The 23598-nt window shown below is 37.6% G+C and carries 22 protein-coding genes, 1 tRNA gene and 1 pseudogene; 3 read left to right on the plus strand and 21 right to left on the minus strand.

Annotated features, from left to right (window positions below):
* Nucleotides 1-109: 109 nt before the first annotated feature.
* The 13 genes from FFM59_RS05855 to FFM59_RS05915 form a co-directional block, all read right to left on the minus strand.
* On the minus strand, nt 110-865 hold the full coding sequence (locus tag FFM59_RS05855) for an alpha/beta hydrolase (RefSeq protein WP_137602120.1): 756 nt from the start codon (nt 863-865) through the stop codon (nt 110-112).
* Between the two features lie 82 nt (nt 866-947).
* A complete protein-coding gene (locus tag FFM59_RS05860; protein ID WP_137602121.1) occupies nt 948-1262 on the minus strand; it encodes a DMT family transporter in 315 nt (104 codons plus the stop codon).
* Between the two features lie 171 nt (nt 1263-1433).
* A complete protein-coding gene (locus FFM59_RS05865) occupies nt 1434-2258 on the minus strand; it encodes an alpha/beta hydrolase (RefSeq protein ID WP_137602122.1) in 825 nt (274 codons plus the stop codon).
* On the minus strand, nt 2248-3483 hold the full coding sequence (locus FFM59_RS05870; protein ID WP_137602123.1) for a PTS sugar transporter subunit IIC: 1236 nt from the start codon (nt 3481-3483) through the stop codon (nt 2248-2250). The genes FFM59_RS05865 and FFM59_RS05870 overlap by 11 nt, the downstream gene beginning before the upstream one ends.
* A 14-nt stretch (nt 3484-3497) precedes the next feature.
* Entirely contained in the window at nt 3498-4547 is a 1050-nt protein-coding gene (locus tag FFM59_RS05875; RefSeq protein ID WP_137602124.1) for a serine hydrolase domain-containing protein, read from the minus strand.
* A 12-nt stretch (nt 4548-4559) separates the two neighbouring features.
* Nucleotides 4560-5810, minus strand: a complete 1251-nt coding sequence (dltD, locus tag FFM59_RS05880; RefSeq protein ID WP_137602125.1) for a D-alanyl-lipoteichoic acid biosynthesis protein DltD — start codon at nt 5808-5810, stop codon at nt 4560-4562.
* Entirely contained in the window at nt 5807-6040 is a 234-nt protein-coding gene (gene dltC / locus FFM59_RS05885) for a D-alanine--poly(phosphoribitol) ligase subunit DltC (RefSeq protein WP_137602126.1), read from the minus strand. Before dltC ends, dltD begins: the two co-directional genes overlap by 4 nt.
* 21 nt (nt 6041-6061) lie before the next feature.
* Nucleotides 6062-7267 (minus strand): D-alanyl-lipoteichoic acid biosynthesis protein DltB, encoded by a 1206-nt coding sequence (gene dltB / locus FFM59_RS05890; RefSeq protein ID WP_137602127.1) that lies wholly within the window; start codon nt 7265-7267, stop codon nt 6062-6064.
* Between the two features lies 1 nt (nt 7268).
* Nucleotides 7269-8795: a D-alanine--poly(phosphoribitol) ligase subunit DltA gene (gene dltA / locus FFM59_RS05895; protein WP_137602128.1), complete on the minus strand. Its 1527-nt coding sequence runs from the start codon at nt 8793-8795 to the stop codon at nt 7269-7271.
* 16 nt (nt 8796-8811) lie between these two features.
* Nucleotides 8812-8940, minus strand: a complete 129-nt coding sequence (locus FFM59_RS05900; RefSeq protein ID WP_371858083.1) for a teichoic acid D-Ala incorporation-associated protein DltX — start codon at nt 8938-8940, stop codon at nt 8812-8814.
* Between the two features lie 121 nt (nt 8941-9061).
* Nucleotides 9062-10459, minus strand: a complete 1398-nt coding sequence (locus tag FFM59_RS05905) for a sensor histidine kinase (protein ID WP_170175948.1) — start codon at nt 10457-10459, stop codon at nt 9062-9064.
* Nucleotides 10449-11147, minus strand: a complete 699-nt coding sequence (locus tag FFM59_RS05910) for a response regulator transcription factor (protein WP_137602140.1) — start codon at nt 11145-11147, stop codon at nt 10449-10451. Before FFM59_RS05910 ends, FFM59_RS05905 begins: the two co-directional genes overlap by 11 nt.
* 242 nt (nt 11148-11389) lie before the next feature.
* A complete protein-coding gene (locus tag FFM59_RS05915; protein ID WP_137602131.1) occupies nt 11390-11860 on the minus strand; it encodes a MarR family transcriptional regulator in 471 nt (156 codons plus the stop codon).
* Between the two features lie 89 nt (nt 11861-11949).
* On the opposite strand from FFM59_RS05915, the pseudogene FFM59_RS05920 reads away from it, so the two are divergent.
* A pseudogene (locus tag FFM59_RS05920) lies at nt 11950-12542 on the plus strand (NAD(P)H-dependent oxidoreductase).
* Between the two features lie 245 nt (nt 12543-12787).
* Here the strand turns inward: FFM59_RS05920 and FFM59_RS05925 are convergent.
* The 3 genes from FFM59_RS05925 to FFM59_RS05935 all read right to left on the minus strand — a co-directional run bounded on the left by FFM59_RS05925 (nt 12788) and on the right by FFM59_RS05935 (nt 15511).
* Nucleotides 12788-13432, minus strand: coding sequence for an NAD(P)H-binding protein (locus FFM59_RS05925; protein ID WP_137602132.1), 645 nt, complete (start codon nt 13430-13432; stop codon nt 12788-12790).
* Between the two features lie 15 nt (nt 13433-13447).
* Nucleotides 13448-14281, minus strand: coding sequence for an aldo/keto reductase (locus tag FFM59_RS05930; RefSeq protein WP_137602133.1), 834 nt, complete (start codon nt 14279-14281; stop codon nt 13448-13450).
* A gap of 207 nt (nt 14282-14488) precedes the next feature.
* Nucleotides 14489-15511, minus strand: a complete 1023-nt coding sequence (locus FFM59_RS05935) for a YeiH family protein (protein ID WP_137602134.1) — start codon at nt 15509-15511, stop codon at nt 14489-14491.
* Between the two features lie 106 nt (nt 15512-15617).
* On the opposite strand from FFM59_RS05935, the gene FFM59_RS05940 reads away from it, so the two are divergent.
* Nucleotides 15618-16439, plus strand: coding sequence for a LysR substrate-binding domain-containing protein (locus FFM59_RS05940; RefSeq protein ID WP_137602135.1), 822 nt, complete (start codon nt 15618-15620; stop codon nt 16437-16439).
* A gap of 92 nt (nt 16440-16531) precedes the next feature.
* On the opposite strand, the gene FFM59_RS05945 is transcribed toward FFM59_RS05940, so the two are convergent.
* From FFM59_RS05945 to FFM59_RS05965, 5 genes are all read right to left on the minus strand, one after another.
* Nucleotides 16532-19699 carry an AAA family ATPase gene (locus FFM59_RS05945; RefSeq protein WP_137602136.1) on the minus strand — a complete coding sequence of 1056 codons (3168 nt, stop codon included), beginning with the start codon at nt 19697-19699 and terminating at the stop codon, nt 16532-16534.
* A gap of 1 nt (nt 19700) precedes the next feature.
* Complete coding sequence (locus FFM59_RS05950) at nt 19701-20864, minus strand: exonuclease SbcCD subunit D (protein ID WP_137602137.1); 1164 nt, start codon at nt 20862-20864, stop codon at nt 19701-19703.
* Between the two features lie 351 nt (nt 20865-21215).
* Nucleotides 21216-21286 (minus strand) — tRNA-Gly (locus tag FFM59_RS05955).
* A gap of 69 nt (nt 21287-21355) precedes the next feature.
* Nucleotides 21356-21586: a DUF2187 domain-containing protein gene (locus tag FFM59_RS05960; protein ID WP_225420306.1), complete on the minus strand. Its 231-nt coding sequence runs from the start codon at nt 21584-21586 to the stop codon at nt 21356-21358.
* A 64-nt stretch (nt 21587-21650) separates the two neighbouring features.
* Nucleotides 21651-23009, minus strand: coding sequence for an MATE family efflux transporter (locus FFM59_RS05965; protein ID WP_137602138.1), 1359 nt, complete (start codon nt 23007-23009; stop codon nt 21651-21653).
* Nucleotides 23010-23181: 172 nt separating this feature from the next.
* Here FFM59_RS05965 and FFM59_RS10400 point away from each other — a divergent pair, with 172 nt between their 5' ends.
* Nucleotides 23182-23517: a DUF1516 family protein gene (locus FFM59_RS10400; protein ID WP_137602139.1), complete on the plus strand. Its 336-nt coding sequence runs from the start codon at nt 23182-23184 to the stop codon at nt 23515-23517.
* The last annotated feature ends 81 nt before the right edge of the window (nt 23518-23598 follow it).

Below are 23598 nucleotides of genomic sequence, written 5' to 3' on the forward strand. Positions count from 1 at the left end.
TAAAGGGACTTTGGAGTGTTTTTCCAAAGTCCCTTTATTTTTTATAGTCTGGAATTAGTTTTTTCCCAGCCACTTTTTTTCTATTTCTTCAATTGTTAAAACCACTTGCTCAAGAACAAGGCTGCTTCATCAAAAAATAACCCTTAGCATGTTTTGTACCAGCCACAAACCGGACAGCGTGCACAATTTGGTTAGCCGCCAATTTATCGGACATTTTCAAAACGCCTGTGTTTGGCACGAACTCGTCTAAGGAGTTAGCCAAGAAAATTGGCCCTGTTTTTTGATTAACGCGGTGGTATGGTGTGGCTTCTACAAATTGATCTGTCCGACCATTAAAGTAATTAGTCACAAACCATTTATAGAAACTATCATCTTTAACAGATTGATTAATTTCAGCACTTGCACCATTAAAGTTTTGCGTTTGATCTTGCTTTGGTACTACGTCTTGGTGTCTAGCCAGCCAGTTATCGATATCTAAAATACCTGACCAAGAAATTGCTGGAATACCATATTTAATGGCCATTTCCACTGACATATTACCACCAGCTGATGACCCAAAAGCAGCAATATTATCATGATCAAATTGATAATCTGATTTCTTAATCCATTGGTACAAGGTATCCATATCAACTAAAGGCGCAGGATAATACGCATTCGGTGTAAAGCGATAGTTAGGTACAAATGTTAAATAGCCAAGTTCAGCAAACTTTTGCCCTAAATCCGCGTCCTTACTTTTATCACCACGAAACCAGCCACCACCATGAATGTCAATCACTGCACCACGTGCCGTATTAGTAGTTGGATAATAAATGTCGGTCGTTAAACGATTAGCTGCATCATAAATTATATCTTTTTCAATTTCCATATCAGAATCCCCCTCGAGTAGTTTCAATTCACTACCTTGAGTATATTCTGATTGGCCTAAAATAGATAACAATTCGAATTGTCTATGATGTCACTTTAATTCCGACAATTCCAATCAGTAACAAGCCAACGAATACCCAGGTTAACGGATTAACTTTGTCACCAAATAAAATTACACCAATAATCACCGTTCCTACAGCACCAATACCGGTCCAAATTGGGTAAGCCAGGCTTAATGGCAACGTTGCGGTAGCTTTGGCCAAGCAATAGAAACTGACAATCATCCCCACAATCGTCAAAATTGTGTAATTTAAATTCGTAAATCCATGGCTTAACTTCATAAAGGTTGCCCAAATCGTTTCAAATATTCCAGCAATAATTAAATATGTCCAACTCATAATTTTTCTACATTCTATTTACATTACTATCTCAGACAAAAGAAAAACACCAAATCTCACTCCTTCTAAGACCTACTGGAGTGAAACATGGTGTTAATTGCCCGGTGGCAATGTCGTTTTTTATCTGTCTAATTAGTCTAACATATTGGGACCCATTTTCAAGTTACCGGCTTATCGATTGTTTAAATTGCCTGGTTTCAACATAAAACGTCTAATTAAACTAATCGTTTGCTTATTTTCTGGTAAATCTGAATGTGCGGAATCAGTCCCTGTCACAATCATTTCCGTGTAAAGATTGGCTTGATTTTGATAAATGTACTTACCACTGTCGACACTGGAAAATGGGACAATTCCATCCCCTGCATACGACTGGGTCCCCGCCACTGAATACATTTTCAATGTCTTTGGAATTTTTTTACGATCTGCAATCAAGTCTTTCAGCATCGTTGTTTTTTCACTTGAAGTATTTTCCAAATTAAATGGGGTCCCAATCGTCATCAGCTTATCAATCGAGCTAGTCGACGTCATATACTTTTCCAAAAAGATGGTCAAAACTAAGCCACCATTGGAGTGTCCAATCCCCGAAAACTGATTGAAGTGATATCGTTTCGATAACGCCGTATAAGCAATACTAAACCATTTTGCCTGCTTTTTGATATTTTCATAACCATCTTGATTATTTTGAAAACCCACGACAATATATGGTCGCTTGTCACTTTGCCGAATTCGACCCGAATAATGGAGCGAATCATCTTTATTCACACGCACCTTCAGCAAACTGTGCGTTTCATTTTTCGAATCTAACGATTGGATTAATGAATCAAACCGATTTTCATCGGCAGAGCTTCCGGGTACCAAGATAATCGGATCGATTGCTGACGGTACTTTGGCACGCATCAGTTTCACATTGGCATTTTGCTGACTAATGCCAAATCCTGCCATCGCCACAAACCCCACCAAGACCAGCCAGCCAAACATAATTTTTTTAAATTTCATGGCGACTCACCTGCAATTCCTGATCTGAAATTTTGATAAATGGCATGTAGATGAGTACTGAAATCACCAAGTTAAACAGTCCAACACAAAGGGCTAACCAATTTCCATTCGTACTAAAATAACCTTGTAATAGCCCTGGCGCGGAAAGTGAGACTGGATAAACCGAACTCGGTAACCAACCTAACAAAATTAAAATCCCAGGAATTAAACTGGTAACTGCCGAGGAAATCATCATTGGTACCAACAAAATGAGATTAAATAGGATTGGATAATTCGTCAGTAATGGTGCGTTTAGATTAAACAAAGTCGGAATCGTCGTCCATTTTAAATTACGAATATCGTGCCGGTGACGGTTAATAATCCAGACTGCAATCACCAACGGTAACAACATCCCAATTCCACCTTGCGTCGCATACGTATCAAATAGTGCATGAATATTGATTGGTGCTGGCACTGAATACACACTGTGCCCTTCCAATACATAGTTCAAATTTTTGGTTGCGGCAGGACCAAATTCAGCCCCCGACATGGGCAATAACGAATCTACTCCAAAAATTAACATCACACAATTAAGCATTGCTAAGATTGGAATGGCGATAATACTCCAATTTTGCATTCCGTCAATTAGGCCGTACAATTCGCCAATCAATAATTCAGTCCAATCATTTCTGGTCATGATAAATAATACCAGTAGAATTAACAGAGTAACGCCAACCCGCCAAGCTAATTGCCAGGTTAGTGATTGCAAGAACTGCTCATACATTCGGCCGACCAAGTAACCCACGATGGCGGCAATTAACAAATTACGTAAATTAATCGCATTGTAGCCATTCAGCAAGATATTTTGGTTGATTTTACCGGTCATTACATCTCCCGGAAAGAGAAAAATGATCGTCATAATTCCACTAATATAGCCGGCTAATGAATTTTCAACGTTTTCTTTGGACCCCATCGAATACGCGACTGAAATTACCAAAATGGTACAGATTATCATCGCCAAGCTATTAGTTGCCACATGAATGGCAGAATAAAATGGCAACCATTTGTTTATCCCGAAAATTTCCTTCAAAAATCCATGGCTATCTAGTACAACAAAATTAATCACTGAAATAACACTAGCTACTAAAATTTGCTGATTTAATAGTCGGAAAGTTTGCTGTAATCGTTGAACAAAATCCGCCGCCATGATCTTACGACTTAACCTAACGTATCTTCCCCCATCCATCACGTCATCCCCAATCATTTCAAAATTTCTTGATCAATTTTATCACCTAACGTACTAATCGACATCTTCGGAAACTCATAGTTGCTTAAAATGATGACCGCATCTTGGCCATCTTTACTAATGCGAATCGTACTTTCAAAGCCATAACCCGCCCCGTTGCTTTTATACCGACCAGAACGATTATACAAGCCTCCACCATAACCGCTGAGTGAACCCTTCGAATATAATATTGGCACATTTTTATTCTTGATGACCTGTCCACGCATGATGCCATGTACCACATGATACAAGTCACCCACACTCATATACAATTGCCCAGTCCCTAATTCATCTCGTTCCAACGCTTTACTCCGAGCATATGGTTGTCCATATGAAATCCCAGTTTCATTTTTAGGAACTTGATAACCGATTGTTTTATTCCATGAATTCGGCAATTCATAAGCAAATTTAGTGTGCTTTAATTTGAATCTTTGAATGATTTGTTGATGCACCAAATGGTGATAAGTTTGGTGGGAAACTTTTTCCAAAATTCCGGCAAGGAGCACAAAGTTGACTGGTTGATAATCCCATTTGCCTTGATTAGCCTGGTTATAGGTCATGACAGAAATGTCGTGCCGGATAATGCCATTATCATCCGTCAAAAAATTGAACATATCCGACTCTTTCATCGACAAGCCTGATGTCATATTAAGCATTTGTCGAATCGTGATGTGGCTGCCACCTTTAGCACTGGGAAAGTACCGATCTAGTGTGTCTGTTAATTTCAAATGGTGTTTTTCGACTTGTTGCATAATTAGCACACCAGTAATTAATTTTTGAATCGAATCAATCTCATACATCGTATTTAACTGATTTTTAATCCGATTTGGTTCATTCGCGTAACCTTCACTCACGTGTTCCGCTAATTTCCCATTTCGATAAATTGCCAATGTCCCAATAAATTGTTGATCAGTGATTCGTTGAATTTTTTGAGAATTAGTCGCTGCTTCGACTGAAACCACTGGAACATTAACGACTATTACTGACAGTAAAACTATCAAATATTTTTTAACATGTTTAGCCATCTTATTCACCGACTATTCTGCTTGCTGCCACTGGTTTGAGATGAATCTGCTCTGAATTTGATACTTTGGTTGAGCTTGTTTCTGTTCCAAAAATGGAGCTACTTTTTGATTCATCGCTAACCAACCGTTCCAGCCTAAATGAATCGTATCTTCCATGAAATATTTTTTCCCACCATCAGCACTCAAATCAACCACGTGATTGAAGCCTTGAGAACTCAATTGATATTTGATTTTCTGATCAGATTTTTGGTACATTTCATCAGATAAGCCAGTATATTGAACCCATTTTTGGTTTACGGGTGTGATGACAAAAATTGGATCCACGTGCCATTTGGCAAATTGCGCTAAGATTAATTCAAAATCAGCATACTCTGGAGACTGCAAATAATTAATTTCTGTCTGCGAACCCTCTAATTTTTCTAACTTATGGCCTTTGGCTAACCGTTTTTTGAAAAATGAGTTACTGATGCCAAATGGATTATCATTAGACTGTTGGGCTGCCAAATGATTGGCCGTGTTCGTTAATTTGTTAAAATCGTACTGTTTTGGCAATTTAGCTTGATCACGACTAATCTTGGCTTCATTTTTGCCTGACACAAACGCAGAGAATAATTTATCTTCTGCGGTTAACCCTGATTCGCTCATGTTTAACTGCATTTTTTGCATCGCCGTTACTTTTTTACCGTCCGCTAAATTTTCCAATGATTGATGAATTGCACCAGAATTACCACTCACATTCATAGCAAGAATTCGTTTCGCCGTGTAACGCGTCATGGAACTGTTTGTTGCACTCTTAATCCATTTAATTGTGCCAATTGGTGAATTGTAAAAATTATAGGCCTGTGGAACTTGACCTTGTTTCGTAAACCATTGTGGTGAAATGATGAACACTACTTTTTTGTTCTTAATTTGTGACTTCATACCTTGCATTTGCATTAAATGTGATAACGATTGAGTCCCTGGATTCCCCAACAAAAATGGCCGATAATTGCGATGATACTTTTGGGCCATTGAAGCTGGATGAAATGGATCCATTCTTGATAATTCAGATGAACCAAAGAATGGGACATAACCATCTTTTAACGCAGCAGATTTAATCACACTACCTTTATACACATTTGATGATAAGGAAACCGCCGCTCGCTTTTCAGTTGCTTTATTTACGCTGACAAATTGATTAGCTGCAAAAAAAGCTATGAACACCAGCAGACCAGCGGTAATAATTGGTCCAAAAATATTCCAAAGCTTCTTTTTTACACTCATTGTAATGATTCCACCCTTTGAATAATTTTATTAGCGGTATTCCAGTCATCTCGATTGAATTCTGAAATTGGCACATCAATCCCAAACTTTTCTTGTAACTCCAGTAGTAATTCCACCGTTGCCATTGAGTCGACTAGGCCAGAGGTGAAAATATCTTCGTCCATATCCTTGCTAAAATCTGTTTCGGTGATGCCATTTAATATATCTAAAACAATTTCGTTTACATTCATTTGAATAACTTCCTTTTTTATTTATTTAAACCAGAGGGTGTTCAAGAACCCTGAGAAGATGAGAAAACTGAAGCAGACAACGTTGAAGGTGGTGAAAATCGCCAGTCCTTCCGTCCATCGATTGTGTGGGACGTTGTGAGTCTTTTTGAAACGTAGCCAATAATCGTTGATGATAATGGCAACAGCATGGAAGGCCCCATACAACACGTAATACCAGGTCACACCATGCCAAAATCCCATAATCAAGAAATTGGCTAAGTAAGCGACTTGCGAAATCCGCAATTTATTTTTGATTAGTTTGTGTTTCATTAAGAAAAATGTGAAACGCATAAAGACATAGTCACGGAACCAAAACGAGAGTGACATGTGCCAACGATTCCAAAAATCTTTGACGTTATGCGATTTGAATGGTTGATTAAAGTTCATTGGACTTTCAATCCCCATTAAGTAGCTAATCGCAATTGCAAACAAACTATATCCGGCGAAGTCAAAGAATAAATACATACTATAGGTGTACATATATTCCACTAATGGCCACGATAAGCCGGTGTGAAAGAACGCCATTTTATGTGCTAACGCTGCATGCGACACGATTGGTAGTAAAATTTTACCGAAGAAATACCCAAGAATAAACTTGTATAAAAAGCCTAAAAACAGATATTTGACTGCCTTATCAATCATACAGAGATATTTCTCGCGGTCTGGTGCAGTCTGATAATCCTTTTTAAATCTTCTAAACCGATCAATTGGCCCAGAAGAGATGGTTGGGAAAAACAGTAAGAATCTGACAAATAATACCGGTTCAAATTCCTTAATCGCCCCATCACGCATTTCCATCACCATCTGAACCGTTTTAAAGGTCAGGTAGCTGATTCCTAAGAATCCGATGATGGAAGAATTTGTTGAAAATAACGGCGTCAATTTCACCACTACTAACGGTGCAATCGCCAGCAGAACCGCTACGACAAATACCGAAGTTTGATTTTGCTTGGATCGATACTTGGAGTAACTAAAGATCACCAGTAGTTCAAACAAGACGTACCCTATCAAAGCCACTCCTTGTTGCCATTTATCGCCACCGAAAGTTAGCACTAAAAATACCAGTGAAAAAAGAGTCTCATAATTTACCAATCGTTTGCCATAAAAGAGACCAATGATAATCGGTAACAGTAAACCGAGAATTAAAACAAAATACTCGGGACTCTCATATGGTTGTATATTAATCAAACTATTCAACCTCCCTCATCAATGCTTTAATATCGATTTTGCCGTTCATGGTCATTGGCAAAGTATCGACGTAAATAAATTTCTGAGGAATCATGTAGGACATCATTTGTTGTTCTAATTCCCGTTTCAGTTCATTAGTAATTTTTAAATTGAGCCCTCCGGATTCAAAATCGCGATAGAGTAAGCTAGCCAAATTTAATTCCACATACGCAGACAATGAAGCCACTTTACCGGACTTATCAGTGACTGGGACCGCCACAGCCCGGCTGATATTTTCGTTTAAATTCAGATAATGATTAACTTCTTCCAATTCAATTCGATAACCATGCATTTTAATTTGAAAATCTTTCCGTCCAACGTAAAACATCATGCCATCTTCTGCACGGTAACCTAAGTCACCAGTCCGATACGTAGCTTGCTGGTCTAAAACAAAGGCCTGTTTCGTTTTAACTGGATCATTAATGTACCCTTTTGATACAGAAGGGCCACTCAAAATAATTTCACCGGTTTGTTGATTGCCTTGTTCAAATTCAATCCAGCCTAACGTGTCACTTTTAAGATAGCCAATTGGTAAGCGTTGATACTCACTTAAGACCTCGTCCGTAATTTCAATGGCGGTCACGGCAACAGTGGCCTCGGTTGGGCCATAAGTATTAAAGATGTGTGCTTCAGGAAAGCGCGATTTTAATTTACTGGCCACGTCATTGGTCAATTCTTCACCACAAAATAGGAAAGTTGTGAGTTCTGGATGGACTTGACCGTTAAAATTACGATCTAATAAAGCCATTTCGACAAAAGACGGGGTTGAAACCCATACATCAACTGTTAAGTCAGATAAACTTTGAAATAAGCTTTTGAAATCCTCAGTTTGGGCTCTGGGTAAAACTTGTAAGGTGCCACCTAGTAATAATGTTGGATACAAATCCATCACCGATAAATCAAATGAATATGGCGTTTGAGAAAGCATCGTGGCTCCTGGTTTGATACCAAAATCACTGAGCATCCAACTAGTGAAGCTTTGTAAATTGTCATGACTAATCTGGACTCCCTTTGGATTACCGGTGGTACCGGAAGTAAAGATGATATAAAAGGTGTCATCCCCATCCACAAATTGAGTTGGGTTAGCCACCAAATTAGTGTTTTGTACCAATATTTCTTGTAATTGTGATTCTGTGATTTTTTGCAACTGATTAATTTCAGGAGTTGCTCCTTCGACTTCAATAATTAACTCAGGGTGCGCAATCTCAGCGATTTGTTTAATCCGTTCATCCGGTGAATGCCGGTCAACTGGAATATACGCGTGCCCTGTCTTAACACTGGCCAAAAACGCTACCAGCATGTCAAACGTTTGCCCACCATACACGATGATTGGTGAGCCAGTCGTTAGTCCAAGTGACTGAATTTTTTCTGCTAATTGATTCGATAGATTGTGTAATTGACCATACGTATTCGTTTTGCCCAAGTAATCATAAACAACTTTATCTGGATGTTTACTTGCGAATTGATCAATTTGTTGTATTAAATTCATTGTTCATTCCCCCACGTTAAAATTCGTTATAGATAAATCCTGAATTATTGACTCCGCTATACCCATACATGTAAATCAGCACCATCATAATTAAGAAATAAAAGACTGACTTGAGTAAGAACCAGACAATCGGGTTTTGTTTCATTCGTTCCAAAATGTGCATTGTTTTCACCTCATAAAAAAGACACCCTACAAAGCTTTATGTCTATAGCTGTACTATAAACATTGCCATTGTAGGGTGCCATATATGTTTGCTGAGTAAAAGATTAGAATTTCTCAGAAATGTGTTTAGGAATCGTTAAGATAAATTTAGTCCCGTTTGGTTGGTTATTCGTCACCGTCAATTTGGCGTAGATTAATTCCGCCATCCGTGCCGTAATCGCAAGTCCTAGGCCGGTGCCTTCAATCTTTGCGTTACGGGCCGCTTCGCCACGATAAAAGCGATCAAAAATATGTTGCTTATCTTCTTCACTCATTCCAATGCCTTGGTCCGCGACACTGATTTGGATTTCGCTGTCTGTTTCGATTTGATTTATCTCAATAATCGAATCCTTGGGAGAATATTTTTGAGCATTATCAAGTAAAGTCACCAAAATTTGTTGCAAGCTATTCTTATTCGTGACCACTCTGGACGTTTCAACTCCCGATACTTGAATCGTTTGGTCAATTTGGCGACGCATCACCCCCGCCGTTTCATTAATGGTAGCTAACACATCCACGCCAATAAAACTCAATTCAACTTTATCGACTTTTGATAAAGCCAACAAGCTTTCCACTAAGTTTTGCATTTTATCAGATTCTGCTTCGATATAATTCAAGGATTCTGGCACTACTTCAGGATGCTCGTCGGCTCGGCGCTGAATTAATTTCACATTGCCTTTAATGCCAGCAATTGGTGTCCGCAATTCATGCGACGCATCAGAAATAAACTGGCGATCACGTTTAATATTTTCATTGAGTTCATTTAATAATTTATTAAATTCAATCGTTAAATCGTGCACTTCTTTTGGATTATCAGCTACGGTTAAGTTCGATTGATACATCGCAGTTGGTGAATTAATAATTTGTTTAGTCTCGCTAACCAGCGATTTTAACGGTCGCGTTAATTTATTGGCTAATTTTGAAATAACGATTAACCCAAGCACAAAACTAAATAAATTAATCGACAAAATTACGATAAATAATTTTTTAAAGAGATTAATCACTCGATTCAAACTAATCCAGATTTGATATTTAATTTGACGTGGCTGGCCACTATCACTGGTAAAGTGGACGACACGATCAGCGTGATAATAAATTCCTTGATTCTCACGAACCTGCACATTCTTTAAAACCGGCCAACTCCGAAATGATTTGTACAAAAATTCTTCAGCGTTTTCCGAGTATTGTTTTTTGACCACTTTATTGTTATCTTTCGTGGTCACGGCAATAAAAGTATTCCGTGTATCCACGTCGTTATTGGCTTTCCAATATTTCCAATCAAATTGACCGTCGACGACTGAATTACTCAAGGAACCGATTAATTGATCACTGTTACTACGCGTATTGACGACAAACATCGAACCCACGACTGCCATCACGGCAAAACTGGTTATGATCGTAATAATAATCAGCATAATACCGTAATCCAAAGTCATTTGCGAGGCACTACTTCTACGCTTCATTTTTATTTTCATCAACTTTTAAAATATACCCGATTCCTCTCACCGTTTGAATCAGCGATTCATCATGTTTAATTTTTTGGCGTAAATAACGAATGTAAACATCAACAATATTGGGATCACCCTCAAAATTGACCCCCCACACCAAATCCAATAATTCGTCCCGGGTCATCACTTGATTTTCATTTTTAAGTAAAACGACTAAAAGATCGTATTCACGTGGCGTTAGTTTAATAATTTCTGCACCAAAATACAACGCTTTGGCTTTAACATCCAAAACGAATTTGCCAATTTGAAAATGATCTGGCGCGGTCTTGTGATTTTGTTCTTCACGACGTAAAATCACCCGAATACGGGCGAGTAATTCTTCAATCTCAAAGGGTTTCGTGATGTAATCTTCCGCCCCGTTATCTAAACCAGCGACCTTATCACCAATGTAATCTCGAGCGGTCATCATGATAATTGGAACTTGTTTAATCTTCAAAACTCGCCGCATGACACCTAGACCATCAATTTTGGGCAACATCCAATCAAGTAAAATTAAATTAATCTGATCTTGATTGGCTTGAAATTGTTGCAAGGCCTCCTCACCATCATTGGCGATTAAAACTTCATAATTTTCAAATTGTAATTCATTTTTTAGGTAGCCACTGAGACTTGCCTCATCCTCAACTAATAAAATCGTAACCATTTTCTGCGTGACCTTCCCTAACTTTTGTTCATTCATTTCGAATTGTAACAATCAGAATAAGTATCGTAAAGGAAACAGTCATACTGTAATGAAAAGTTATACAATTTATAAAAAAGTGGATAATACATGATCAGTGATTTTTAAGCTTTTAGAATAATCAGGCATCGGACGATATATTAAAATGAAATAGCATTAAAAAATACCGTTTGACGTCATATCAAGCTAATTGGTAAAGTCATCAGTTATTCACCGTGAATTTGATTATATTCGGTCAAAAATTGTAAGATAATCGCTTGCTCAGCTGACGAATATTTATCTGCCAATTGGTTTAATTTTTGGTGTAGTTTCTGATGATATTCTTGATGTAATTCAAATACTTCTCGCCCATCATCAGTTAATTGTAAATAAGTATCCTTCTTATTATCTGCCAGATGATATTTTTCAATCAAACTAAATCTTTCTAACCGTTTGATTATCTTCGACACGGCACCTTGGGTTAATTCAATCTCAGCGACTACCTCACCGATTTTTGGTTTATCAAGTTGACCAATTGCTCGAATCACATGGATATCATTAACACTAATTTCATCGACAAGCGCCTGTAGATGGATACTAACGGTTGGTGTCCGTCCAATCACTGCTAACAAATGAGTTTCTACATCTGTGGCTTTTAAAATTTCAAGCTGAGTTTGAATCTGATTTCCTTTTTTCATAATAAATTCCTTGGAATGTAAATTGACAAATTAATTTGTTAGTAATATTATATTCCACGGAATTAATAATTGAAAGAAGGAATTTAAAAATGAATTATGTAATAATCTTAGATCACCCCTACACATTAGCTGGCGGTCACAATGAACCACACAATCGAAGCTTTACTTCGGCTATTGCTCAATCAGCAATTGATACACTCACTGCCCAAGGACATCAAGTTGATGTGATTGACTTACATGCGGACCACTTTGATCCCGTGATGCACGCCGATGACTTACGTGCCTGGCGTACTAACAAATTTGTTGACCAACAATCATTCGATTATTTACAACGATTACGTGCCGCTGACGAAATCATCTTTGTCTTTCCAATTTGGTGGGAACTGATGCCTGCCATGACAAAAGGATTTTTGGATAAAGTACTCGCCAAAGGTCAAGTCACTCGCAAACCCAAACGGTTTATTTTAGAAAAAATCCAGTGATTCACGTCTTTACTGTGATGGGCACCCCAAAAATATTATATCGGTTAGTTTTTGGTAATCCCGTCATGAAAGCCTTATACCGTGGTACTTTCCGCAAGTTAAACCTTACTCACGTCAAATGGCATAACTTTACTGCTGAACATTTAAGTTCAGCCAAACGGACCGCTGTGTTGAATCACCTGGATCAATATTTAAAATAGGAAAAGTAATGTGACATAAGTCGTTCAGCTCTTGAGGATAGCTACGACGTCCATTGAACTACGGCAAAGTTCGCCAAGTTCCAATGGCAATTTCGAATGATGGGTGATTTGAACTTAGAACCGTTCATCATTTGTGATTAAACGTAAAGAGTTGACTTATGAAACCAATTCTAAAAAATGTTCGTAAAAAAAAGGGCTGTGATACAAAACGTAAATTTTGTCACAGACCCTTTGTACATATTGAATTAATAAAATGATGGTTTTGCCCAAGCAGTGTCAGGTTCACCAAGACCCACACTGGCCTTGTGATAATCGGCCTTGCCAGTAATTAAATCAGTAATAAACTGAGCGACCGCCTGGCGAGTAACTTGTGATTCTACTAAAGGTTCACCTTTTTGTGAAACATGCACATTAGTATTGCCATCTTGGTTGTACAACCAGGTAATCCGTAAAATGACATAGTCAAGCTTACTTGCTTCAACGACATCTGCAGCTTGACGACGTGGTCCCTCCCAAATCCGGTCACCAGTCATTTGGCGATACCATTTCGTAAATGGCCCACTGACTTCTTCATATAAATCAGGAATGTTAGCCTGAATTAAACGTGCCTGACCATTGTCTTCAATTAACTTGACCAAGTCACGTACAAATTGCACATCTCGGGGAACAGTGTTGACGTAAACAAAATCAACGCCTGCTAACGCAGCTTTAATTTTGTCTAATTCTGAATAATCACCGTCAATCAATGTCACTCGATCACTATTAATCCCGGATAAACGTGAGGAAACATTGCGTCCATACAAAAGTAATTCCGAATCAGTTTGTTCTAATAAGTCATCCTCTAACATCCGTGAGATTTGACCGGCAGCACCTAAAATTAATGTTTTCATTGTATTTCCTTTCGTCTACATAAAATGATAACGAGCATCAGTATCTTGGATTGCATTGAGTTGCACCATATCGGCTGCTGAAATTTCAAAATCAAGTTGACTGTTGCTCTCAATATGTTCCTTACTCGTTGCTTTAGGAAGTGGTAAAACTCCATTTTGAATCACAAATTGAATCGCCAATTGTGGAAGTGTCACGTGGTAGTTGGCTGCCATTTTAGTTAACACCGGCTTGCCTAATAAACCACCTGTGGCCAAGGGTGAATATGCTTCAATTAAAATATTTTCTTGTTTACCAAAGGCTGAGACTTTTGGTTGATTATAACCAACGTAATACTGAATCTGGTCAATCGCAGGCTTCACTGAGGCAACTTCTAAAATATTTTGTAAATCATGCACTCGGAAATTAGATACTCCAATCGCTTTCACACGTCCTGAGTGATAGATTTCTTCCATTGCACGCCAAACATCTTGGTTTTCAGCATCATAATTAGCGCCATTTTCACGCCATGGTTCTGGCGCATGGATCAGATATAAGTCCAAGTACTCAATATTTAAATTATTAAAGGTAGTTTCGAAGTCGCGTAAGGCATCCTCATAACTCTTCGATTCAGCTGGTAACTTGGAAGTCACAAATAATTGATCACGAGGAATCCCTGAATCACGAATACCTTGTCCAACTTGTTTTTCATTACCATAAACTAGCGCAGTATCAACATGTCGATATCCAACCGACAAAGCATCTAAAACCGCTTGTCGAGCTTTCCCTGCTGGAATCTGCCAAGTACCAAACCCAACCTTAGGAATTTTAGTACCGTTATTTAGTTCAAAAGTGTCTGTTAATTTCGTCATTTTATACACCTCCATATCATGGTGCTCATTATACTTCTAAAAGTTTGAATTTTCACGAATTAACCACTCGCGTTTAGAGTTCATTTTCTTTTGTATGAGCATTATTATAAAACCAACATATGCACGAATCCAATACTTATTCATCTTGAATGCATGCCTCCAAGGCATAGAAAAAATCCCAGACTAGGTCGTCTGAGATTCGATTGTTTAAATATGCAAAATGGTAATGAATAATAGTGCAGCGACTGTTTGAACAACGCCAACTGATAGGCCATAAAGTAAGAATTTAGGTCCTTCTTTAATGAAACGGCGGAAATCTAACCGTAAGCCAATCGCAGCTAAAGCCGTGGTTTCAAACCAGGTACTGATACCGTGCGCTGCATTGTCAAAAACGCTGGGTAAATCTACAAAACTGTTTAAAATACAGAACACAAGAAAGGCCAGTACGTACCAAGGAATAAAGAATTTCTTTTGTTTCCCGGTTTGTTCAGTGTCTGGCGTTTGCTTCCGAACTTTGCGTCCAAAGAAATACACCACAAAGACTAAAAAGATAATCCGTGTAATTTTAAAAAGCATCGCATATTGGACGGTTTCAGTATTAACTAAACTCGCACCAGCAACCACTTGCCCAACTGATTGTAGCGTTCCACCAAGCAAGGCACTCTTACTAAGTAAATCACTGCCAAACAACGCAATCCCTAAGAATGGTAACGTCAGCATCATCACCGTTCCTTGCAAGTTAACCAAAGTGATGATCTGACCCTTTTCATCTTCCTTTGCATGGATAACGGGGGCAATTGCACCAATCGCCGAGGAACCACAGACTGCATTCCCACCGGCCATCATCAGTGACATCTGTTCACTAAAGCCTAATTTTTTCCCCACTGTATAAGCGGTAAAAATCACCGTACACATCATCAAGATAATATAGGCAACTCCATTAATGCCCACCTCACCTAAGGTTTGGAACGTCACGGTAAATCCAAGTAAGACCACCGAGTATTCTAGTAAACGACTTTCGGAGAATTTCGTCCCCTTCGCTAAGAAGCCTTGTTTAAAGTACAGGTTACCTAGGACAATTCCTAATAAAATCGCAATGGTTGCGCCACCCAGTTGTGGTAACCAAATTGCCAACACTTTAGAAATAATTGCCACAATCACCGATAAAATTAACCCCGGTAAAACTTCGCGGATTTCGTTCCACGTATCATAATTAAATATTTTATTCATCTCTGCCCCATCCTCTCTTACGAAAACTATTATACGTTAAATTTTCAATAGTTTTAATTAATTGATATAATAGTTACGATAGAAAATAGTAATAGAAGGTAAGATAATGAATAAATTAATTGAAACATTTCGAATCGTATATGAAACCCGTAATTTTTCCAAAGCAGCAGAATTACTTTTTATTTCTCAGCCAACCGTCTCGGCCCAAATTAAACAACTCGAGCACGATTTAAAAACAGACTTATTTATCCGTCAAGGTCGCAAGGAAATTATCGCCACCCCACCAGCAGATATTTTATACGAAAAATCGATTGACCTTTTAGACGAGTGGAAACATTTATACCAAGAAATTCAAGATGCCGAACACAACTTAGTAACGATTAAAATCGGCGCATCTCATACTTTTGCACTGTACATTTTGCCAGACTTAATTGTGGCCTTGAATCAACAGTTTCCACAATTAAATTTCAGCGTTCAAATGTTAAATTCACTTGAGGTGATTAATGCATTAGAGCAGCATACGATTGATTTGGGGATGATTGAAAAGCCATTATCCGCAAAAAACGTCGAACGCTATCCATTGTTAAACGATCAACTAGTTCTGGCTGGTAATCCAACTGCTGGTCCATGGCTTGTGCGGGAGAGTACTTCAGGTGTGTACTATTATATGAATCGCTATTTAGAAGAGAATAATATACATGAACCGATGATGGAAATTCAAAATAATGCCATCATTGCCAAGTTAATCAATTCTGGTTTTGGTTGCTCCATATTATCTAAACGTGCGGTTATCGACGTGCCTTATCAAGACTTAGGATCAGATTATTTACGGAAATTCTATGTCATTGAGCGGACTCACAATGTTTATCTTGAAATTGAAAAGTGCCGTAAATTCATTCAGCAATGGACGGAAGTATATGCAAAATAACAAAGTCTGCGAAATAAGGTGGTGGCAATTAAGAATAGCCTAATTAGACCTCAGGTACCTTTTTTTAAGGTACTATTTTTGACTAATTAGTATTATAATTCCTGATATTTTACCACGCTTCGGCCATCTCCTTGCTTGTTGATTAAGATTTGCTGCGACATTTCACGTTTCATTGACTCAACATGAGAAATTACTCCGACTAAACGTCCAGTTGATTCCAATGAGCTCAATGCTTCCATGGCTTGACTTAAGGTTTGCGAATCTAACGTACCGAACCCTTCATCGATAAACAGTGCTTCGATACTAACACCACCTGCATGTTGCTGAACTATTTCTGCTAATGACAGCGCAATCGACAAGGCCGCGATAAATGATTCGCCGCCTGACAACGTATTTGAAGAACGGTAAGTATTAGTTTCGCCATCGAAGACATCAATATTCAAGCCATTTCGATTAGAACGACCTGAGGACTCATCACTTAATCTAAATTGATAACGTCCTGCTGATAATTGGCCAATATAATTTTCATTGGCAAACTGTAAGACTTCATTTAAAAAGTTGCGAAGAACAAATCGCTCCAGCCCCAGCTTAACGTTATTACTTCCAGAAACTGCATTTTGAAGATCATTAATAGCTTGACTGTCTGCTTGGGCAAGCTGAATTTTTTCGTTCAAATCACTCGCTCTTTTTTCTGACTTAACTAACGTTTCCAATTTAACCTTAATCGTCGTTAATTGTGCATTTTTTTGATCATAAATTTCATCTTGTTTCTTAGCCTCATCAATAACTACAGTTAGCTTGGGGCGCGTTTGCTCTTGCAATTGATCTTGCAAATTTAATAATCGTTTCTTGTTTTCTGCTAATTGCGTCTCGTATTCAGTGATTGTCGAAATCACTTTCGTCAACGTTCCTTCTGCTACAGATGCTAGTTCAACTTTTAATTCTTCAAAAGTATCCAATTCACCATCTTTGAGGATTTTGACTAGTTGTTGATTGCTTGTGTGACGCTGCTGTTCATACTCTTTTTCACGTTTTGTCAACGTTGTTTGATTTGTATCCCATTTTGCTGTATTAACTTCAAAATTTGCTTCATCTGTTTTGAACTTTTCAGTTTGCTGATTAAACTGAGTAATGAACCGATTTGCCTCTTCTAATTCTTGGTTTAATGAGTCGGTGCTGTCTAACTTAGGATACTGCTGATTAATCTTATCAACGGATTCCTGATTTGATGCAACTGCACTAACTTGTACCGCAATATTTGTTTTTAATCCTGCAATTTGCTTAGTTATTTGTTCGATTTGTCCTTTGACTTTTTCTATTTCTGAATTTAAATCATTCCGTTTTTGAGTATTTGAATCAATCAGCTTAGCTTGATTTTCAAATGCTTCAACAATATTTTTTTCTTCATATTCGTCCGCTAACTGAGTGGCATATGTATCTTCCCAAATATTTTTAAATTGGGCATATGCAACTTGCAATTGTTGGTTAATTGCAGTGATTGCTTTTTTTAACTCGTCATTATCTTTGTGAGTTTGACTTAATTGGCTGCCAATCACCACCAGTTTTTGCTTATCATCGGCTTGAACTTTTTCTAAATCATCAACCTCATCCATTTGCTTGCGAATGTCAGCTTGATCAACGTGTTCATGTTGGCTTTGACTTCCTTCATAAGGAACGCCACAAACCACACATGGTTCGCCTTCAATTAATTCAGATTTTAAAAGATCAATCATCAGCTCCTGTCGTCTAGTTTTACCAGTTTCAAATGCAGCAAAACTAGCTTGATACTTCTCATCTGCCAACTTTTGATTAGTCATCTGTTGCTCTAAATGATCTTCCATTTTAGCTTGTTTCTGACGTGTTTCATCTAATTGATTCGCAATTAACTGGACTGAACTAAATTGACTTTTAATCTCACTAAGCTGTAACTGGGCTGTATCAGTTTGTGTAATTTCAGCTAATTGAGCTTGTAATTCAACTTGACTTAATTGCTGTTGGTCCAAGTTTTTAACTTGATTTTTTAAATTTTCTTCCAATTGCGCTTGTAATTCTACAGCGTTCTTTTTATTTTGCACATATTCTGTCAGCTGTTTAGCAGCTGGTAGTAGGTTTATTTCAATTAACTTTCCTCTGGTAGTATATTGATCAAACTCTGGTTTTGAATGTTCCATCGTTTCTTTTTGTTTGGCCAATTTTTGTTTCGTCGAAGTTAGCTGTTTTTGTTGATCAATTTGAGTGGCTTTTAAATCTTTGATTTCATCGCTAACTTTGTCTAATCGAATCACTTCATCTACTGACTTATTTTGCTTATCAAGCCATTCAAGTCGTGATTTTTGCTGTCTCAATTTTTTTATTTCAGGCGTTTTCTGCTCTAGGATATCTGCTTGTTCTTTCGCTTGGTCTTGTTGCTTAAACAAGCCGTCAACTTTCTCCGCTTGACTACGTTTTTCATTAGCTTCTTTTCGATTCTTATCAGCCGCTTTCAATTGAAGAGTGGCTTCTTTAGCCACCTTTTGGTCCTCACTAACTTGGCCTGTCAGCAACTCGAATTTATCAGTAACCGCGGAATCTTCTTGGTATTCAGTTTCTCCCCAATCCACTCCTTTAAATATTGAATTCAATTCAAGTAAATCTTGATCAATTGCATTGCCCTGAGACTTTTGTCTTAATGACAGTTGAGTGGTGAATTCTTGATAGATTTCCGTTCCAAATAAAGTCCTTAGAATGCCCTCTTTGTCATCACTGCCAGAAGCAAGGAATTTACGAAATTGATTTTGTGGCAAAATAATAATTTGTCTAAATTGGATAGCATTCAAATGTAATAGTTCGCTAACTGCCTCATTGACTTCATGTTGCTTAGTTCCTAATGATGTCAGTTCTTGTTTCAAATCATCACTAACTTCTGCGAACTGGGCCGTAGCAATTTTTTTAGTTGTATCTTGATCATTTTTTGGATTCTTTTTTAAGATTTCTTGTTCGGGTGTTCTAGTAACTTTGTAATATTTACCATTGTGCTCAAACCAAAATGAAACAGAGGTGATCGCATCACCGTCAGCAAATTCACTCCGCATTTCTTTTGCACTACGGTCAATGTCCTTGTCACCAAACAACGAATAAGTCATGGCGTCAAAAATGGTTGTTTTCCCGGCTCCAGTATCACCTGAAATAAGGAATAAGTTGGCATCACTAAAATGATTAAAATCGATTTCAGCTTGCTCAAAAGGACCAAAGTTTGATAGTTCAATTTGTAATGGTCTCATTTTAGTCCTCCTCCGATTGCTTAATTTCTGTCAATGTTTGTTCAACGATAGCTGCTTGCTGTTTTGACAATTGATTATCAGTGACTTTTTCATAAAATTCAGCAATGACATCTTCTTCGGCCTGATCTTTAGTATCAATGGCTAAATCAATCTCGTTATTAATCAATTTTGGTAAATTATAGTTTAGTTCAACGACATCTCCATAGATACCACTCAAAGTGGCCCGTGAATCACGAGCACCTATTCCATTAATCGTAATGCTGAACCAATTTTTACCATCTCTATCGTACTGTTCATAAAAACTAGGTGTAATTAACTCTTCATAGGTCCCCTTCAAAACAATTAAATCCTTACCCGTGGTGATTCTCTTCCATTCAGTCGAGACTTCTTCTTCCCTGATATCCACAATATAAACACCCTTTTCAGATTGTGCCTCTTTTGTATTAAATTTAACTGGCGAGCCGGAATACTGCATCTTTTCATTTGGACTGGCTTGCTTTAGATGAATATGACCCAGCGCAACGTAATCAAAATCGTTAAATAAGGCCGCAGGAACACCTTTTAAACCTCCAACCCTAGAATTTGTTTCAGATGTAAATTTATAATCCTCGTTGCCAGAACCAGTAACATTAAAATGCGTCACTAAAATATGTTTTTTTGCATTATCAAAATTATTCACTAAATCTGGAATAATTTTAGCCATTACTTGTTCGATTGTTGAATAATTTACTGCTTCATCTTCAGAAATTTGGTAATAAGTTCTGGCTTCCAAGGGATCTAAAAATGGCAATAGAAAAATTTGAGCTTCATTAGTTTCAATAGGTTCAAAGGCTCCTGCTAGTGTGGTATTTAAGTATAGTTTGGTTTGCTCTCTCCATTCATGCCCTGCGCCTAAACGTGTAGCGCCATCATGATTTCCTGATACCGCATAAATTGGATATTGTTTTTCCAAATTTAATTCACGTAACATTGACTCTAGTGCATTAACTGCGGAAGTTGGAGCAATAGCTCTATCGTATAAATCACCGGCAATAATAATTCCATCGACGTGCTCAGTTTCAGCAATGTTAACAATTTGATGAAAAGCATTCCACTGTTCTTCTAGTAAAGAATATTCTCCAAGTTCTTTACCAATATGCCAATCTGCAGTATGTAATAATTTCATTTAAGTTGTGCCTCCAAAAATTCAATCTCATTATTTATATACGTTCTAGTTTAATTAGATACGTTAATTTTACCAATTATCTTCTTAATAAAATACATGCACGCAAAAAAACTGCCAATTCTTTATCGAATTGGCAGAAAATTGAGATTCTTGACGCTACCATTCGACGTTAGGCACTTTAAGACTTTTCGACTTCGGTAGAAACTATTGCACCAGTAATTTTAGAGATGCCTTTATTAAAAGCCAATACTCAACTTGCTAAGATTAAGAAAATCAATTTATCATGGTAAATATAGTGCAACAAAAAAGGACTAGAATTTTAAAAATTCTAGTCCTTTTTATACATATTCAAGCGAATGACGGGAATCGGACCCGCGACACAAGCTTGGGAAGCTTGGATTTTACCACTAAACTACATTCGCAAAGGTACGGCTATTGCTAGCACGAAACAAATAATAGTATAGCATAATCCAACCGTTTATTGAACGAAATTATTCAATAATTTCAATTTCACTCTTACGAACGATTGCACGTTGATTTAACTCACTAATTGCCATATCGTCGGCCGCATCATGTTCTTTGATTGCTACTAAAACAGAATTCTCATAAACCTTTTCGATTTCTCCCGTGAAATCATGTTCAATCGAACCAAACTTAGTACATTTAACAATCATACCTATCTTGAATTTTTCTTCTACTTCTGTATTTTCTGGTTCAGCCATTACTCTTACCCCCATGAATTTAATCAAGTAATGGTAACAAATATATGCAGCTTAATCAACCGTTTTACTCACTTTGCTGCTGATTTTTCATATTTTGTAAGTTATGCAAATGTTTTATTGCGCGTAGATATGAGCTTGTGAGGACCGCCATAGAGCCAAACCACGCCAACGGATTAGCAAAACATGCACCCGCATATCCCATTGCTCCAGTTAACACTAACCCAGCAAATGCACGCATCACTAGCTCTGCAATCCCAGCTAATGTCGGAACTACACTTTTGCCTAAACCTTGTAATGTGTATCTGATGATAAATAAAATGGCCAATAACCAATAAGAAACGCCAACAATATTAAAATAAACTTGACTGAGTTTTAATACGGCAGTTTCCCCACTCCCGACAAATAGCATGACCACATACTTGCCACCTAAAATAATCAAGAATCCAACGACAATACTAAATGAAATAGATGCAATCAGCGATTGCTTGACGCCTTTAATAATTCGATCATATTCTTCAGCACCAAAATTTTGTGCAGCAAAGGTGGCCATCGTGATTCCAAATGACATCATTGGTAAAGTTGCTAACTGATCAACTTTTGATGCTGACGTAGTAGCTGCCACTGAGGTCGTCCCTAAGCTATTTAAAGCTGCCGCCATAATCATTGACCCAACAGAAATAATTGACGATTGAAAGGCCATTGGTAGTCCAAATTTGAGCTGTGTACGTAATTCTTTGGTGCAATCTACAAAATCTACCCGGTGCAACTGCAACATTGGGAAACTTCGATAAATATAAATGACACACAAGACACCGGAAATGATTTGTGAAATAACAGTTGCCCAAGCGGCTCCTTTGACACCCCAGTGAAAAACAATAATAAATAATAATTCCAAAATGACATTAATCACGGTCCCAATCATCAGAAACCACAGCGGTGTTTTGGAATCACCAAGTGCTCGAATTTCATTACTTAAAAAGTTAAAGGCCATTGTGGCGAAAATACCGATGAAAATGACCATAATAAACTGTTTAGCTTGGGCATAAATTTCAGTTGGAGTTTCCATTACGTGTAAGATTGGATCAATAAACGTCAATGTGATCACTGTCAAAATTAATGTAAAAATTAAACTAACAATCAATCCAGCAGCAAAACTGTGCCGAACACCACGATAATCTCGCGCTCCAAATCGCGTGGCCGTTACAATTGATAACCCGGTGGTTAATCCTGTCGATAATCCAATAATTAAATAATTTAAACTACCAGTGGCCCCAACTGCCGCTAATGATTTCACTCCCAGAGTTTGTCCAACAATCAGAATGTCTGAAAAGTTATATAGTTGTTGGAAGAGGTTTCCAATAAAAAGTGGAAAGGTAAAAAACAATATCAACTTTAATGGGCTACCTTTGGTTAAATCTTTCATATTTCTCCTTCATTGACTTAAGAAAACAACTTCACACATTTTACTCGTGTGATTTGGTATCTTCAAGAAGGTTTTGTATTATTTTTTTACTGATTTTCTTAAATTATCGCTTAGATTTTCTTTCTATCCCCCACTCGTGATAGACTAAGGTTAATCAAACGGGGTGTTATTTATGATATTAGTAATTTTAAATTGTCTGCTATTAACACTATTGTTCCTTGCCGCAATTATTGGTTTAAGGGCTAAGACATTAAAAAAAACAAAGAACTGGCTGGTAATTAGTCGCGTGCTCTACCTGACGCTATTAGTTGGGCGTGTCCTAATTAGCTACCATTTCACACCGTTAGCTCCACTAGCAGTTTCAATTAAACTTTTATTAGTGATTTTGTTAATTGTGTTAATCGAGCTATTCTTCGCTAGAAAACAATCTCAAACTATTAATTGGAAAGCCTTTACAATGTTAAGTTGCACTTTTGTTACTAGTTTACTGATTAATATTTGCGTATAAAAATAAGGTGGCTGGGAAAAAACTAACCAGCTATAGAAAAATCGACCAAGAATTCTATAATTAATAGAATTTTTGGTCGGT

The organism is Paucilactobacillus nenjiangensis, from assembly GCF_005405445.1.
Classification (GTDB): domain Bacteria; phylum Bacillota; class Bacilli; order Lactobacillales; family Lactobacillaceae; genus Paucilactobacillus; species Paucilactobacillus nenjiangensis.

Coding starts and splice junctions, on each gene's coding strand:
- FFM59_RS05855 (WP_137602120.1), bottom strand. CDS start 865: ATGGAAATTGAAAAAGATATAATTTATGATGCAGCTAATCGTTTAACG.
- FFM59_RS05860 (WP_137602121.1), bottom strand. CDS start 1,262: ATGAGTTGGACATATTTAATTATTGCTGGAATATTTGAAACGATTTGG.
- FFM59_RS05865 (WP_137602122.1), bottom strand. CDS start 2,258: ATGAAATTTAAAAAAATTATGTTTGGCTGGCTGGTCTTGGTGGGGTTT.
- FFM59_RS05870 (WP_137602123.1), bottom strand. CDS start 3,483: ATGGATGGGGGAAGATACGTTAGGTTAAGTCGTAAGATCATGGCGGCG.
- FFM59_RS05875 (WP_137602124.1), bottom strand. CDS start 4,547: ATGGCTAAACATGTTAAAAAATATTTGATAGTTTTACTGTCAGTAATA.
- dltD (WP_137602125.1), bottom strand. CDS start 5,810: ATGAGTGTAAAAAAGAAGCTTTGGAATATTTTTGGACCAATTATTACC.
- dltC (WP_137602126.1), bottom strand. CDS start 6,040: ATGAATGTAAACGAAATTGTTTTAGATATATTAAATGGCATCACCGAA.
- dltA (WP_137602128.1), bottom strand. CDS start 8,795: ATGAATTTAATACAACAAATTGATCAATTCGCAAGTAAACATCCAGAT.
- FFM59_RS05900 (WP_371858083.1), bottom strand. CDS start 8,940: ATGAAACAAAACCCGATTGTCTGGTTCTTACTCAAGTCAGTCTTTTAT.
- FFM59_RS05905 (WP_170175948.1), bottom strand. CDS start 10,459: ATGAAGCGTAGAAGTAGTGCCTCGCAAATGACTTTGGATTACGGTATT.
- FFM59_RS05910 (WP_137602140.1), bottom strand. CDS start 11,147: ATGGTTACGATTTTATTAGTTGAGGATGAGGCAAGTCTCAGTGGCTAC.
- FFM59_RS05915 (WP_137602131.1), bottom strand. CDS start 11,860: ATGAAAAAAGGAAATCAGATTCAAACTCAGCTTGAAATTTTAAAAGCC.
- FFM59_RS05925 (WP_137602132.1), bottom strand. CDS start 13,432: ATGAAAACATTAATTTTAGGTGCTGCCGGTCAAATCTCACGGATGTTA.
- FFM59_RS05930 (WP_137602133.1), bottom strand. CDS start 14,281: ATGACGAAATTAACAGACACTTTTGAACTAAATAACGGTACTAAAATT.
- FFM59_RS05935 (WP_137602134.1), bottom strand. CDS start 15,511: ATGAATAAAATATTTAATTATGATACGTGGAACGAAATCCGCGAAGTT.
- FFM59_RS05940 (WP_137602135.1), top strand. CDS start 15,618: ATGAATAAATTAATTGAAACATTTCGAATCGTATATGAAACCCGTAAT.
- FFM59_RS05945 (WP_137602136.1), bottom strand. CDS start 19,699: ATGAGACCATTACAAATTGAACTATCAAACTTTGGTCCTTTTGAGCAA.
- FFM59_RS05950 (WP_137602137.1), bottom strand. CDS start 20,864: ATGAAATTATTACATACTGCAGATTGGCATATTGGTAAAGAACTTGGA.
- FFM59_RS05960 (WP_225420306.1), bottom strand. CDS start 21,586: ATGGCTGAACCAGAAAATACAGAAGTAGAAGAAAAATTCAAGATAGGT.
- FFM59_RS05965 (WP_137602138.1), bottom strand. CDS start 23,009: ATGAAAGATTTAACCAAAGGTAGCCCATTAAAGTTGATATTGTTTTTT.
- FFM59_RS10400 (WP_137602139.1), top strand. CDS start 23,182: ATGATATTAGTAATTTTAAATTGTCTGCTATTAACACTATTGTTCCTT.